At 41.7% G+C, this 13,949-nt stretch carries 11 protein-coding genes; 5 read left to right on the top strand and 6 right to left on the bottom strand.

Annotated elements, in window-relative coordinates; translation table 11 throughout:
* Positions 1-80: 80 nt before the first annotated feature.
* Entirely contained in the window at positions 81-1,670 is a 1,590-nt protein-coding gene (locus tag U0035_RS14690; protein ID WP_114793330.1) for a S8 family serine peptidase, read from the bottom strand.
* 106 nt (positions 1,671-1,776) lie between these two features.
* On the opposite strand from U0035_RS14690, the gene U0035_RS14695 reads away from it, so the two are divergent.
* Together U0035_RS14695 and bcp are read left to right on the top strand one after the other, a co-directional pair.
* A complete protein-coding gene (locus U0035_RS14695) occupies positions 1,777-3,846 on the top strand; it encodes a peptidoglycan DD-metalloendopeptidase family protein (RefSeq protein WP_327138696.1) in 2,070 nt (689 codons plus the stop codon).
* A 38-nt stretch (positions 3,847-3,884) separates the two neighbouring features.
* Complete coding sequence (gene bcp / locus U0035_RS14700; protein ID WP_114791971.1) at positions 3,885-4,352, top strand: thioredoxin-dependent thiol peroxidase; 468 nt, start codon at positions 3,885-3,887, stop codon at positions 4,350-4,352.
* A 20-nt stretch (positions 4,353-4,372) separates the two neighbouring features.
* Here the strand turns inward: bcp and U0035_RS14705 are convergent, their stop codons facing one another.
* Both U0035_RS14705 and U0035_RS14710 read right to left on the bottom strand, forming a co-directional pair.
* On the bottom strand, positions 4,373-4,972 hold the full coding sequence (locus U0035_RS14705) for a Uma2 family endonuclease (RefSeq protein WP_114791970.1): 600 nt from the start codon (positions 4,970-4,972) through the stop codon (positions 4,373-4,375).
* Between the two features lie 139 nt (positions 4,973-5,111).
* A complete protein-coding gene (locus U0035_RS14710; protein WP_114791969.1) occupies positions 5,112-6,104 on the bottom strand; it encodes an aspartate-semialdehyde dehydrogenase in 993 nt (330 codons plus the stop codon).
* A 403-nt stretch (positions 6,105-6,507) separates the two neighbouring features.
* Between U0035_RS14710 and U0035_RS14715 the strand changes: the two genes are divergently transcribed.
* Together U0035_RS14715 and U0035_RS14720 are read left to right on the top strand one after the other, a co-directional pair.
* The gene (locus U0035_RS14715) at positions 6,508-6,738 is read left to right on the top strand and encodes a DUF6364 family protein (RefSeq protein WP_114791968.1); all 231 of its coding nucleotides are present in this window, start codon (positions 6,508-6,510) and stop codon (positions 6,736-6,738) included.
* Between the two features lie 263 nt (positions 6,739-7,001).
* A complete protein-coding gene (locus U0035_RS14720; protein WP_162817944.1) occupies positions 7,002-7,157 on the top strand; it encodes a hypothetical protein in 156 nt (51 codons plus the stop codon).
* Positions 7,158-7,222: 65 nt separating this feature from the next.
* Here U0035_RS14720 and U0035_RS14725 read toward each other — a convergent pair whose 3' ends face one another.
* The 3 genes from U0035_RS14725 to rpoN all read right to left on the bottom strand — a co-directional run bounded on the left by U0035_RS14725 (position 7,223) and on the right by rpoN (position 10,271).
* Positions 7,223-7,525 carry a hypothetical protein gene (locus tag U0035_RS14725; protein ID WP_114791967.1) on the bottom strand — a complete coding sequence of 101 codons (303 nt, stop codon included), beginning with the start codon at positions 7,523-7,525 and terminating at the stop codon, positions 7,223-7,225.
* Positions 7,526-7,669: 144 nt separating this feature from the next.
* A complete protein-coding gene (locus U0035_RS14730; protein WP_114791966.1) occupies positions 7,670-8,593 on the bottom strand; it encodes a PfkB family carbohydrate kinase in 924 nt (307 codons plus the stop codon).
* Positions 8,594-8,774: 181 nt separating this feature from the next.
* Entirely contained in the window at positions 8,775-10,271 is a 1,497-nt protein-coding gene (gene rpoN / locus U0035_RS14735; RefSeq protein WP_114791965.1) for an RNA polymerase factor sigma-54, read from the bottom strand.
* A 503-nt stretch (positions 10,272-10,774) separates the two neighbouring features.
* On the opposite strand from rpoN, the gene U0035_RS14740 reads away from it, so the two are divergent.
* Positions 10,775-13,939: a SusC/RagA family TonB-linked outer membrane protein gene (locus tag U0035_RS14740; RefSeq protein WP_114791964.1), complete on the top strand. Its 3,165-nt coding sequence runs from the start codon at positions 10,775-10,777 to the stop codon at positions 13,937-13,939.
* Positions 13,940-13,949: the final 10 nt, after the last annotated feature.

Here is a 13,949-nt window from a genome sequence, read left to right on the forward strand (position 1 = left end):
CCAGCGCCAAGCAAGTGGCGTCAATATTGCGTCGCAAGCACTTTCACTGCGGTACAGGTGGCAGCAGGCCCGCTACCTTATTAATTCTCTATTGCCAGCTTTACCGCATTCGCCGCATTCACAATTTTTCCGGTTGAGCAGAGCTCGCTAAGTGCGACCAGCTTCTTATCATCGCCCGGCATCAATACTTTTTCAGAGGGAATGGTTCCCGACTCTTTTATAATATTTACCACCTCTGTGGCGGTTAAATGGGGGAAATAGGATCGCAGTAAAGCCGCTATTCCCGCTACAATGGGACTTGATAAGCTGGTACCGCTCGAAATTTCGGTGCCCTTGCCTGCAATAGCACAGCGAATTTGCACACCGGGTGCAAATACATCTACCGTTTTTTTACCATAATTACTAAATGAAGCTACAAGCCGGCCCAGGCTTTCGTCGCCGCTGGCGCCTACCTGTATTACATTGGGCAGCAGTTTGCCTCCAATAGTATACGAACTGGGATAGTTAGCAGTTACATCGTTATCCGATGCATCGTTCCCCGACCCGTGTACTAACACCACATCCTTTGATAATGCATATGCAATGGCCTCGTCTACCCAGCGCTTGTCCGGGGAAATGTATTTTCCGAAACTCATATTAATCACCTTAGCGCCATGGTCAACTGCATATCTAATTGACAAAGCTACATCCTTATCAAATTCGTCTTTACCAAGGATTCCCCGTATCATCATAATTTTTACGTTATCGGCAATGCCGTCTATGCCTTCCTTATTATTACGTACCGCGCCAATAATGCTGCTAACGCTGGTACCATGATAACCGCTATGGGTAGTTAAATTATGATTGCCATAATGAATAGCGTTGATATCATAGCCGTTGTCTTTTAATAAATTATTTCGGGCTTCGTCCGGTGGTGTGGTCAATTTGATCAAATCGTCTTCCAAACTCTGTTTATAATTACCAAAATCCTTCATTAGCGCCTGGTTATTGCCAGATGGTTGCTCGCTCAAAAGATTCCGCCACAAGCTGACAAGATCTTTGACTGAAGGATTGGATTCCAGGCTATCCAGGTCTTTTATAAAAAAAACTTCTTTTCCGGTAACCTGCTGCATGGCGGTATTGGCATCGGATATCAGGCTGAAATTCTTGCGGACGGCGCCAATTACCTTTTGAGCATCATTAAAACCCTCCTCCAGCCTCGCTTTGGCGCTTATCCATTGTTGGTATTGCCAGCTTAGCGAATCGGGGATCTGTTTTTGCGTTTTGTTTTCAAATACAGCCTTAAACCGGTAAAAAGTGCGGTATTCATCACTAATACTCATGGCCAGGTTTTCACCATCCGGTGCGCCTAAAAAATTCCAGCCATAATAATCATCTACCAGGCCATTGCCGTCATCATCTGATTTATTATTAGGAATTTCTTTCGGGTTGGTCCAGAGGACAGGTTTTAGGTCGGGTTGTAAAGTATCTATGCCGCTATCTATAACGGCAACAATTACGGGTGTGCTTTTTTTGTTTTTGAGTAAATCATAAGCTTGTTGCAGGCTAATGCCCAGGTACCCGTCGGTTTTATAATCCAGGTAATGCCAGTCTGGTGTTACCGGTTTGACCGATTGGCCATTAACCCCCAAAGCACATAACACCAACAGGCCGAGAACGAAACAACGCATAGTACCGGAATTTTAGTTTGGCAAAACTATTCGTAAAGATGTAAACATAAAGTTATTACACAGTGACACCAGGAAGCTATTTAAACGGTTTCGTTATTTTTGGCGCATGTCGAAGAAAAATTTCATGCTGTTAGGGATTTTATTGACCGGATTTGCATCTTTTGGCCAATTATACAAGAAGCCTGTGTACCCACAGGGATACTTCAGGTGGGTAACCAATTTGAAGCCTGATATCGTAGCTAATATGGGTGAACTAAGATCCAATCACTGGCATATGGGGCTGGATGTGCGTACCAACCAGGTGGTGAATCAGAATGTTTATGCAGCGGCAGATGGTTATATCTCCTTTGTTGGAATTGAGCCGCTGAGCTGGGGCCGGTGGATTATCATCACACATCCCAACGGTACTTCAACTTTGTATGGCCATCTCAATGATTTCAGAGACGATCTTGAAAGATATGTTACGGAGCATCAATATAAAACCGAGTCCTGGCCAACGGCTTTGACGATTCCGCCGGGCCAATTCCCGGTAAAGAAGGGTGATTTTATTTCTTTCAGCGGTACAACCGGAGGCTCTGGCGGGCCGCATGTGCACTGGGAAGTAATAGATACCCGCTCGGCACGGAGGTTGAATCCCACTTTATTCGGCACTCCTATTGTTGATAATATTGCACCAACTGTTATTAAGCTGGCCATGTACGACCGCAATAATTCAGTATATGATCAAACGCCGTCCCAGTATAAATTAACAAAAACAGGCGGCGCATATTCAGTAGCCGGAGGCGTCATCAACACCAGTTTAAATAAATTGAGCTTTTCCATACAGGCTTATGATACCCGTAATGGTACCGGCAACCAGGATGGCATTTACAGCGCGAGGCTTTTTGTAGATGGTGTAGAAAAAAGCAGTTTTTATATTGATAGCATCGATTATCCGGATAGCCGTTATATGAACTGCCAGGTAGATTATAAAATGGTGAGCACCGGCGGCAGCTGGATGCAGCATACCTCTAAATTACCGGGCGATTTAAGTGGCGTATATTATGACCTGGGGCCGAACAACCTGGTATCTCTCAATGATACCCTAACGCATACCGTACAAATAGATGTGGCCGACGCTAATGGCAATCAATCAACAATTCATTTCAACATCAGGAATAATGGTGCTGCTGCTCCGCCGGTAAAGCCGTACGAGTGGCAGGCCGGAAGACCTAATCGCTTGAGCCGGGCTTCATTTGAAGCCAATATGCCATTGAATGCTATTTACGATAAAATGAATACGGGGTATTCAAGCGCACCCTCTGCCGCCTTAAACAGCGTATCGGCGAGGCACAAATTAGGCGAGACCTATATTCCGGTTCATAGTAACTATGAAGTAAGAATAAAGCCAGATAAATACATTAGCCCCGAAAATAGAAACAAGATTGTTATTAAGCGGGTAGGTAAAAACACAACAGTGCGCAAAGCCGTATGGAATGGCGAGTGGCTGACAGCGCAATTCCGGGATTTCGGAACTTTTGAGGCTTTTATTGATAACGCACCCCCGTCTGTTAATGCATTAGGGAGCGGTGAGGTAGTCAATCTGAATAAGGCAACCAGAATTACTTTTACTCCAACCGATAATTATGGCATTGCAGATTTCAGGGCAGAAGTGGATGGCAAGTGGCTGCGATTCACCAACGATAAAGGCCGTACCTGGATCTATCATTTTTCTGATGGACGAATTACAGCAGGTCAGCATGAGTTGACGGTAATAGTAACCGATGTTGCCGGAAATGTAACACGCAGGAGTTGGCAGTTTGTGAGGGGCATCAATCCTCCGGCCGCAACAAAGGCTTCTAACTCTAATCTTTTAGAAGAAAAGCCTGAACCGGTTGTTAACAGAACGGCTGTAACCGCTAAAAAGACAAGTGCAAAAACTACAGCTGCAAAGAAAACAGATTCGAAAAAGCTTGCAACGTCGGCTTATAAAACATCGAAAACAACGGCCAAAACATCTGGAAAGTCTTCGGCCAAAAAAACATCAACAGCTACCAAAAGCAGTTCGGCAAAAAAAGAAAGCACGACTAAGCAGGTAACAACGAAAAAGACAGCTACTGCTTCTAAAACAACTGTCAGGAAGGCTGCAACAAAAAGCAGTGCCTCTAAAACCAGCAGCACAACGAAGAAGAAATAAAATCGTCAATCAGCAATAAACAAATCAGCAATCGCTTCATGGCTACACATTTAAAAGAAGGGCAGAAGGCACCGGCATTTACAGGCAAAGATCAGGATGGCAACAAAATATCTTTATCAGAATACAAAGGAAGAAAGCTTGCCTTATACTTTTACCCCCAGGATCTGACCCCAACCTGTACTATACAGGCCTGTAATCTTAGGGATAATTTTGCATTGCTCCGGCAACATGGTATTGAAATAGTTGGGGTTAGTCCTGACGATGCGGCCAAACACAAACGATTTGAACAACGTAATTCACTGCCATTTCCATTGATTGCGGATACTGGTCATAAAATATTAGAGAAATATGGTGTGTGGGGGGAGAAGCAAATGTTTGGTCATAAGTATATGGGTGTATATCGCACTACTTTTTTAATTGATGAAAAAAGTGTTATCAAAAAAATCATCCTGAAGCCTAAAAGCAAGCAGCACGCAGAAGAGATCATTGCTGGGTTCAATGATTGAGGTAATCATTTATAAAATTTTTAAGCAGGCATCTGGGTGCCGTTATAAATATCCCTGATGTTGATAGACACGTTTAGTGATTCAATCGTTAACGTGTTCTCAGGTGTTTTGTACTCTTCCAGTTCCCAATGCCCGCCGGCATTCAACCTGAAGCATTCTATATTTATTGATTCACTATCTATAAGTATATATTCTTTTAATGTTGGAATATCCCTGTATAATTTAAATTTTCCGCCGCGGTCGTAGTTTTTTGTGGATGGAGACAGGATCTCAATAAGAACTGTAGGAAGCACTGCGGTGTCTTCATCTTCTTTCGAAGCAGTAATCTCTCCACAGATAACCGAGATATCGGGATAAGTAAATAATGTATTTTCCGGGATATGGATACGCAGATCGCTGCCATAAGGTTGGCAGGACTTGCCTTTCAGCGCTGTATATAACTCGCCAGACATATTCTTAGAAATCACATTGTGCCGTCTTCCGGCTCCGGCCAAAGCAAACACTCCTCCCTGGAAAAACTCATGCTTGGTATCAGAAGCCTTTTCCATTTCCAGGTATTCGGACATTGTATAAAAGGCTTTTTGATAGGCTGGCGCTGGTTCATTTAAAATGTTGTCCATATATGCAATTTACTTCATTTTTAGGATGCGCTTAACCTTAAAAAGTTAAATCCATATTATAAGGGTTCGTTATCGCCTGAGAAAATAAAAGCCGGCGGTTGATAACCTCCGGCTTTTATAAGACTGTTATAAATAAAACTTATATCAGGTTGTTAGCTACCAGGTACTCAGCTACCTGAACGGCATTAGTAGCCGCACCCTTACGCAGGTTGTCACTCACGATCCACATATTTAATGTTTTAGGCTGTGTTTCATCGCGGCGGATGCGGCCTACAAAAACCTCGTCTTTTTCATGTGCGTCCTTTGGCATCGGGTATTGCTGGTTGGGCAGGTCGTCTACTACTACTACACCAGGAGCTGATTCTAACAGGTTTCTTACTTCTGCCAGTTCAAATTCATTTTCAAATTCAACATTCACGCTTTCGCTATGACCCCCCATTACAGGTATCCGAACAGTAGTCGCTGTCACTTTAATATTATCGTCGCGCATGATCTTTTTGGTTTCATTCACCATTTTCATTTCTTCTTTGGTATACCCATTGTCGGTGAACACATCAATTTGCGGAATAACATTTAAATCGATAGGGTATTTATAAGCCATCGGATATTCGCTGGCATTGTTTCTTTCACCCATCAGTTGATCTACCGCTTTAACACCGGTACCCGTTACGCTCTGGTAGGTGGAAACTACCACGCGTTTAATTTTGTACGCTTTGTGTAAAGGCTGCAGTGCAACGACCATCTGGATCGTAGAGCAGTTGGGGTTGGCGATAATTTTGTCATTGGTGGTCAGGATATCTGCATTGATCTCAGGTACGATCAATGGTTTAGACGGATCCATTCTCCAGGCAGATGAGTTATCAACCACGGTAATACCCGCAGCAGCAAATTGGGGCGCCCATTCTGTAGAAGTACCTCCACCGGCAGAAAATAATGCCACAGCAGGTTTTGCTGCGATACCGTCCGCCATGCTCACTATTTTATATTTTTTTCCTTTAAACTCTACTTCTTTACCTACGCTTCTTTCAGACGCTACCGGAACGAGTTCCGTAACCGGAAAGTTTCTTTCGGCCAATACCTGCAACATTTTGGTGCCCACAAGGCCGGTGGCGCCCACTACTGCAACTTTCATTTTTTTATTTTTTGGTTTTAGATATAAAAAAAGCCTTCCGTATTTACGGAAGGCCTGTTAAAAAATTTATGTTACACACACAAAAACTACAACCTTCCATTACGGATGTTTCTTAATCTTTGTATGTTTCTTTATTGTCATTGGGTTGCAAAGGTAGATCGATGACTGAAATCAACAAAATATTTTTTAAAAACCTCGTTTCTTTAACGTTGATTTAGCGAATGCTTTTAATACCAGGTTATTAAATACAGGTAACCTGTTACAACAGGCATATAATTACGGTGGAGATTAAAGAATGCAACGATTGGGAATCGGGAATAAAACCGGGTTATATTATCTCCCCAGGCTAATGACTGACGAAGTGGGTATGCGCATAAAATTTAAAAATGCGCATCTTTGATGTGTGAAAACACGCTTAAACATCACGATTGAGGAAGGCATTCTGGAAGAAATAAAGAAGTATTCCAACCGGAACAATATTTCGATCTCTGAACTAGTAGAAAAATATTTTAAGAGAATTGTCGATAAGCCTAAAAAGAAAAGTCTTTTGGATAAAATCAAGACTTTACCAGAGCCTTCTATTTCACTTGATATCGAGTACAAAAAGGGATACTACGAAGAAAAATACAAGTAATGGCCAGCAAAGTTTTTCTGGACGCTAACGTGATACTTGACCTGCTTCTGAAAAGAAATAATCATAATGATTGCGAAGCAATTTTTAAAATGGTTCTTGATTAGAAAATTACAGGATATATAACCCCTTCTGTTTTCCAGGTCGTTGCACACTGGCTTATTAAAGCATACGGGGCGAAAGTTGCTAAAGAACTACTTCCGGATATTCTGGAAGAGCTGGAGATTATTGAGGTGATACGGCCGATACTGATAAAGGCGCTTAAAATGTCTTACGATGATTTGGAGGACAATATTCAATATTGTACAGTACAGTATCATCATTTAGACTATTTTGTTACAAGCGATTTGGGAATGTTCAACCATAAATGGGAAGGAATAGCCGTTATTTCTCCCCGTAAGCTACTTGAAACATTGGCTTAAGCAAACACCAAAACTCCCGCATGTATTGCTGCTGCCTGGAGTTGGTGGTACCCATCAACGACCCTTTATTTTGCCTTTACGGGTATAATTTCAGACCTTTTGTTAGCGCCTGCTTTGTTGGTTAAAAACCACATAATTGTAAACGATGGAATAATGTCCATGCCGGGCATGATCTCTTCAATAAAGTTGAACATACCGCCAAATACGCCTTTGGCTCCGCCGAATGTTTTTGCAAAAATGATGGCCGAAATGGGCGCCCAGATCACATCCAAAAATTCCCCCACACCTGGAATGGCAAAAGACAGGTAGCCAATAGCGTCCATAATAATGCAAAACAGCAGGGACGGCGATTTTTGAATATTTGTCATTTTTTAAAGTTTGTTTTAAATAAGATATCAAATATGGGGCAAAGGTTGTATCGTTTGTCGTCACTCGCCGACCGTTCGGGTGTATATACCGACAATAAAAAAGCGAGCCCTGAGCCCGCTTGTAAAATAGGATTGTATGTGATATCAGGATAATTCTGCCTGGTAGTTGGTTAACTCCCTGAATTGCTGAACTCTTTGATGAATATCTTCTTTGCTAATCTCTTTGAGGCGTGTAGTACCGAATTTTTCCACGCAGAAGCTGGCTAAAGCGCTTCCCACAATAATTGCCGTTTTCATGCTTTCAAAAGAAATATCACCGGTTTTGGCCAGGTGACCAATAAACCCGCCGGCAAAAGTATCTCCTGCGCCGGTAGGGTCAAATACTTCTTCTAATGGAAGCGCCGGTGCAACAAATACCTGGTTTTCATGGAACAATAAAGCGCCGTGCTCTCCTTTTTTAATGATCAGGTATTTAGGGCCCATGGTAAGGATCTTTTTAGCCGCTTTTACCAGCGAGAATTCTGCAGTCAACTGGCGTGCTTCGCTGTCATTTACCAGTAAAACATCGATCTTGCTGATCACATCTTCCAGTTCCGGCAATGCTATATCCATCCAGAAGTTCATAGTGTCCAGTACGATCAGCTTAGGTCTTTTAGTCAATTGATTAATAACACTCAATTGAACGGAAGGTGCCAGGTTGCCCAGCATGAGAAAATCTGCACCCTGGTAACTTTCAGGAATAACGGGTTTAAAATCGCCTAATACATTCAGTTCAGTAACCAGCGTATCACGGGTATTCATATCCAGGTGGTATTTACCCGCCCAAAAAAAAGATTTTCTATCCGGCACTATTTCAACTGCTTCTGTTTCAACCCCACGGCGGCGTAATTCTTCCAATTCTTCCGCAGGAAAATCGTAACCCACTACAGAAACCTGCTGTACCGGTTGTACGAAATTGGCGGCGGCATAAGCAATATAAGTGCCGGCGCCACCAATTATTTTATTTGATTTCCCAAAAGGCGTTTCAATATCATCAAAGGCCATAGAGCCTACTACTATAACAGACATGTTTAATTTATGATTTGTGACCTGTCTCCGACAGGCAGGTTTACGATTGTAATAACGGCCGCAAAAGTAAGATTAATGTATAATGTTTAAGGTTTAAAGTTCTGATGTTCAATATTACAGGGTATCTTAAATATTTTGACCTCAAACCTCAAACTTTAAACCTCAAACCTTGAATGATGGATTACACCAATTCCTTCCTCAATCTTGCAACAGGAATATTCAGCTGTTCCCTGTATTTAGCCACTGTTCTGCGGGCAATATTATAGCCTTTATCCTGGAGCAGCTCGGTCAGCTTTTCATCGCTTAAGGGGTGCTTTTTGCTTTCAGATTCGATCATATCACTCAGGATTTTCTTAACCTCGCGTGTAGAAACCTCTTCTCCGCTGTCGGTGCTTAATGATTCGCTAAAGAAGAATTTTAACCGGTACGTACCAAATTCGGTTTGTACAAACTTACTGTTGGCAACACGGCTTACGGTTGAGATATCGAGGTGCGTTTTCTCTGCAATATCTTTTAATATCATTGGCCTGAGCGAAGTTTCATCACCGGTAAGAAAAAAGTCTTCCTGGTGATTCATGATCGCACCCATCGTATCGAGTAAAGTATGCTGGCGCTGTTTGATGGCGTCGATAAACCACTTGGCCGCATCTATTTTTTGTTTGATAAAGAGTACCGCTTCTTTTTGCTGCTTATCTTTTTTAGTGCCGCGGCTGTACTCCTTCATCATGTCCCTGTAGCCTTCGCTGATACGCAGTTCAGGTGCATTGCGGCTATTCAGCGTCAGCTCCAGTTTCCCGTTGTTGTTAAGAATAAAGAAGTCGGGTACCACATAGCTTTCTGCTTTGTTTACAGAACCGATATTACCTCCCGGTTTGGGATTTAAGCGAATGATCTGCTGCATTACCTCCTTCAGTTCGCCGTCTTCCAGGCCCAGGCCGCGCTGTATTTTTTCGTAATGCTTCTTGGTAAATTCGTCGAAATATTTTTCAATAGCAGTAATGGCAATATCAACGTCTTTTCCTTCGGCTTTTTGCCTTTTTAATTGCAATAACAGGCACTCGGGCAGGTCTCTTGCTCCTACGCCCGGGGGGTCAAACTGTTGAATTTTAGCAATAATATCATCCACTTCTTCAACGCTTGTCTCAATATTTTGCCTGAATGCGAGATCATCCACCAGGGCAGGCGTATCTCTCCTCAGGTACCCGTCTTCATCAATACTACCTATAATATGTTCTGCAATTCTTTTTTGCTGGTCGGTTAATGCAAGAAGTCCTAACTGACTTACCATGAGGTCGTAAAAAGAGGCTTCATTTTTAATGGGCAGCTGGCGGTTGTCATCATCGTCTGAATAGTTGTCTTCGCGGGTTTTGTATTCTGCTATTTCGCCATCGTCATCGTGCAGGTATTCCGTTACATCTATATTGTCATAGTCATCCACACTTCCGTCCTGCTCTTCGTAATTATCTGCTTCTTCTGTATTGTCGCTAAATTCATCTGCGTAGGGGTCTTCATCCTTATGTGCGTCCTCATCTACTTCCAGGGCAGGGTTTGCTTCCAGTTCTTCTTTGATTCTTTCTTCCAGGTTGGCAGTGGGTACCTGCAATAACTTCATTAATTGAATTTGCTGGGGAGAAAGTTTTTGTAAGAGTTTTTGTTGTAGGGATTGTCCTAGAGCCACCGTTCAAAAATTTTGTTATCAAAAATCGAGCCTAACTTTACAAAGATAGTTATCCGAACCACCTAAAATATTTTTTATTCTGATTTTATTGGTGTATATTTTTGGATCCCTGTCAATTATAAGTACGGGCGGAAGGCTCGGTTTTTCTTTTCAAAGATTTATAAGCCAGGTGCTGTTCCTGTTTAGTGGTGCTAATATACCTGGTCTCTTCTATCGATTGATGGAATAAAAGTCGCTTCAGGAGCGGGTTCTATCGTTTTAGTGTCTGAAGCATAATTTCTGTTATCCGGATGATTAACTTCAAAATTGTTATTCAAAATTCTTAGAGCATGCCTTTTTCGGCGATAAATAGGCATTACAGGACGATGAAAAATATTTTAACGTTATTTTTAATAATGTACTCAAAACACATTAGCTTTGTGTTAACTAACGGTCGTTGGCATTGTTGCTTTGCAATAACCGTATTTGTGAAAACTGATTCTTTATTAATTAAACCATCTTAAATGAAAGGCTTGCAAATCATGAGGGAAGAACCTCGGCGCATCCGTACCCGTAACTGGGCCGGGATGTTTTTGTTTTTTTTAGCAATCTTTTTTAGCAGCACCGGTTTTTCTCAAACTATTACGGTAAAGGGTAATGTTATAAGTGATGCCGGCTCGGCCTTGCCCAATGTTTCGGTGCAGGTGAAAGGCGCTACCATTGGTACTGCAACCGACTCTTCAGGAAATTTTTCAATCACAGTGCCGGGTGCCAATTCAGTTCTTGTTTTTAGTTCGATAGGTTATACCGAAAAAGAAGAGGCAGTTAACGGGCGTACCGAATTGGCAGTTGTGCTGACAGCATCATCACAAAGCCTGGAGCAGGTGGTGGTGATTGGGTATGGTACGGCCGCTAAAAGGGATTTGACGGGATCTATCGTTAAAATAAGTGGTGCCGAGGTTGCTGATAAACCGAACTCAAATCCTGTTGCTTCTTTACAAGGTAAAGTAGCTGGCCTGAGTGTGGTGAATAATGGAACTCCCGGTAGCGCTCCTGATATCAGAATAAGAGGTACTGGAAGTATTGGACAGGTGAAACCTCTTTATGTGGTTGATGGAATATTTCAGGATAACATTGATTATCTGAATCCCAATGATATTGAGTCTTTAGAAATTTTAAAAGACCCTTCGTCATTGGCCATTTTTGGAGTTAAGGGTGCTACAGGTGTAATTGCTATCACTACTAAGAAAGCGAAGTCTGGGCAGGTGGTTGTAAATTTTAATACCTCTTTGGGTTTTAAAAATCTGGTAGACAAAATTCAAATGGCCAATGCGTCGCAGTTTGCAGAAATGTATACAGAAGAAATGATTGCTGCAGGTAATGCAGCTCCCACTATAAACGGCAATAGTAATACGGATTGGATTGATGCAGTAACGCGCGTAGGAAAGGTAAGCATTAATAATCTAAGTATATCCAGCGCTACTGAGAGAAATAAAGTGAATTTTGGCATTGGTTATTTGTATGATGAAGGCATTATCAAACATCAACAATTAAGCCGGTTCAATATTAATTTTAGCGATGAGTTTAAAGTAAGCAAGAATATTAAAGCCGGCGTTAATTTAATTGCCTCCAGGCAAAATAATCCATATGATGTAGGAAGTGTTTTGGACGATGCAAGAAAAGTAGTGCCACAGATATCAGACGGTACCAAACGATTTCGTGTAAGAGATTTATATGGGAACCCTACTGACTCAATAGATGTAGATTTATATTCTGGTTTGGATGTAGGACTGCAAAACTCAGGTGTAGTTAACCCTTTGGTTAGGTTAGAAAACGAGTGGGACAGAGTCAAAAATATTGAGTTCCGAACAGTAGGTAGTGTTTTTTTAGACATTAACCTAAGTAAGAGCCTGAATTGGCGTTCGACAGTTTACGCAGATATTAGCAATGTAAATAAGCGCCAGTATACCCCAACCTATTATGCTTACGATCCTGTAACCAATACTCCTTATGTATATAGCCTTACAACCAAAATAAAAGAAAATGACGACTCCTATAAAAAGTACCAGCAGGATCATATTTTAACTTATAAAAAGAAGCTTGGTGATCACAACCTAACTGCAACAGCAGGCTTCACTACCTATTACTTTGGATATTTTGGAAGAGAGGGCAATGCCAGTCAGAGTATAGCCGTTGGGGGCAAACCTATTCCAAACGATGAAAGGTTTTGGTATATCAACAATGGTTTTCAAGATCCACTAAGCACAACGGCTACGTCAACCCAAAACGAGTATACTACGGTTTCTGGTTTGGCCAGGGCTTTGTATAACTATAAAAATCGTTATTTTTTGAACGGATCATTTAGAAGAGATGCATCTTCCAGGTTATACCGTTCGGTACCAGCGCAAAGTTTTTGGGCTTTGGGAGCTGCATGGGATATTTCCAAAGAATCATTTTTTAACCAGCTAAGTAAAACCGTAAGCTCTTTAAGGTTGAAAGGGTCGATAGGTGTATTGGGTAATCAAAGTGCCTATAACCAAAACACAGGAACTCCCTTGGATTATCCTTTGTATCCTTTGTTGTCATCTGGTCAGTCGGCTGTATTTGGGACCAATGTTTACACTGCTGCCGACGAAACCTATTTGAGAAATGCCAATTTGAAGTGGGAGCAGGTACATTCTCATGAAATAGGCATTGAAGGTGTCGCTTTTAATAATAGATTGAATTTTGAGGTAAACTATTTTAGCAAAACCACCAAAGACCTCATGACTTTTATTGACAACAGCTCATTGGGCTTAAAAAGTGCCTTATTGAACGCAGGTGAACTGAAAAACACAGGTACAGAAATTAGTGCTGGTTGGAATCAGGATATTACACCAGATTTTGGAATCAGCGTATCAGGAAACATTACCTTTTTAAATAATAAGGTGTTGGATTTAAGTGCTGATTTGCCGGCGGGGAAAGTAATCAGAGGTCATACCAATAACAATGCGGCACAGGCCATTACCCAAATAGGTTTCCCTATCGGTTATTTTTATGGCTATGTAGTTGAAGGTTTGTACCAAAGTTATGCCGATGTATTGAGTTCCCCTGATGCCAGTGGTGTCGGTGGTACTTACGGCCCCGGCGATTTTAAGTTTAAAGATGTAAATGGTGATGGTGTTATAACGCCGGAAGACAGAACCATAATAGGAAACCCTACACCTGATTTTGCTTATGGAGGAAGCATTTCTTTCAATTATAAAGGGTTGAGCCTTGGAGTAGACATTAATGGTGTTTACGGTAATGAGGTATTCAGAACCTGGGCTTCTTTAGAGTCTCCTTTTCAAAGAGTAAACTATGCAGCTTTACAGGAAGGCAGATGGAATGGTGAGGGAACCTCTAATTGGGTACCCATATTAGGGCAAGCACATCGATTTAACTATAATGGATCTAGTTACAATATTGAGGACGGAAGTTATATACGTATCAGAAACCTGCAATTAGGCTATAATATTCCGCAAAAAATCATTTCTAAAGTGGGTATCAAAAATCTGAAAGTTTTTGCCAATGTACAAAACTTAAAAACCTGGAAACGTAATAGTGGCTATTCGCCTGAATATGGTGGAGATGCAACTTCGTTCGGTTTTGACTTTGGCGGTAACGCGATTCCAAGGGTAACATCTTTTGGCCTTAATGTAACGTTCTAATTTTTAAAAA

The sequence above is a fragment of the Niabella yanshanensis genome, from assembly GCF_034424215.1.
Lineage (GTDB): Bacteria > Bacteroidota > Bacteroidia > Chitinophagales > Chitinophagaceae > Niabella > Niabella yanshanensis.

What these genes read in the sequence shown, in the direction of transcription:
- U0035_RS14740 (WP_114791964.1), top strand. Translation starts at nt 10,775, where the DNA reads ATGAAAGGCTTGCAAATCATGAGGGAAGAACCTCGGCGCATCCGTACC.
- U0035_RS14690 (WP_114793330.1), bottom strand. Translation starts at nt 1,670, where the DNA reads ATGCGTTGTTTCGTTCTCGGCCTGTTGGTGTTATGTGCTTTGGGGGTT.
- bcp (WP_114791971.1), top strand. Translation starts at nt 3,885, where the DNA reads ATGGCTACACATTTAAAAGAAGGGCAGAAGGCACCGGCATTTACAGGC.
- U0035_RS14695 (WP_327138696.1), top strand. Translation starts at nt 1,777, where the DNA reads ATGTCGAAGAAAAATTTCATGCTGTTAGGGATTTTATTGACCGGATTT.
- U0035_RS14720 (WP_162817944.1), top strand. Translation starts at nt 7,002, where the DNA reads ATGTCTTACGATGATTTGGAGGACAATATTCAATATTGTACAGTACAG.
- U0035_RS14710 (WP_114791969.1), bottom strand. Translation starts at nt 6,104, where the DNA reads ATGAAAGTTGCAGTAGTGGGCGCCACCGGCCTTGTGGGCACCAAAATG.
- U0035_RS14725 (WP_114791967.1), bottom strand. Translation starts at nt 7,525, where the DNA reads ATGACAAATATTCAAAAATCGCCGTCCCTGCTGTTTTGCATTATTATG.
- U0035_RS14705 (WP_114791970.1), bottom strand. Translation starts at nt 4,972, where the DNA reads ATGGACAACATTTTAAATGAACCAGCGCCAGCCTATCAAAAAGCCTTT.
- U0035_RS14730 (WP_114791966.1), bottom strand. Translation starts at nt 8,593, where the DNA reads ATGTCTGTTATAGTAGTAGGCTCTATGGCCTTTGATGATATTGAAACG.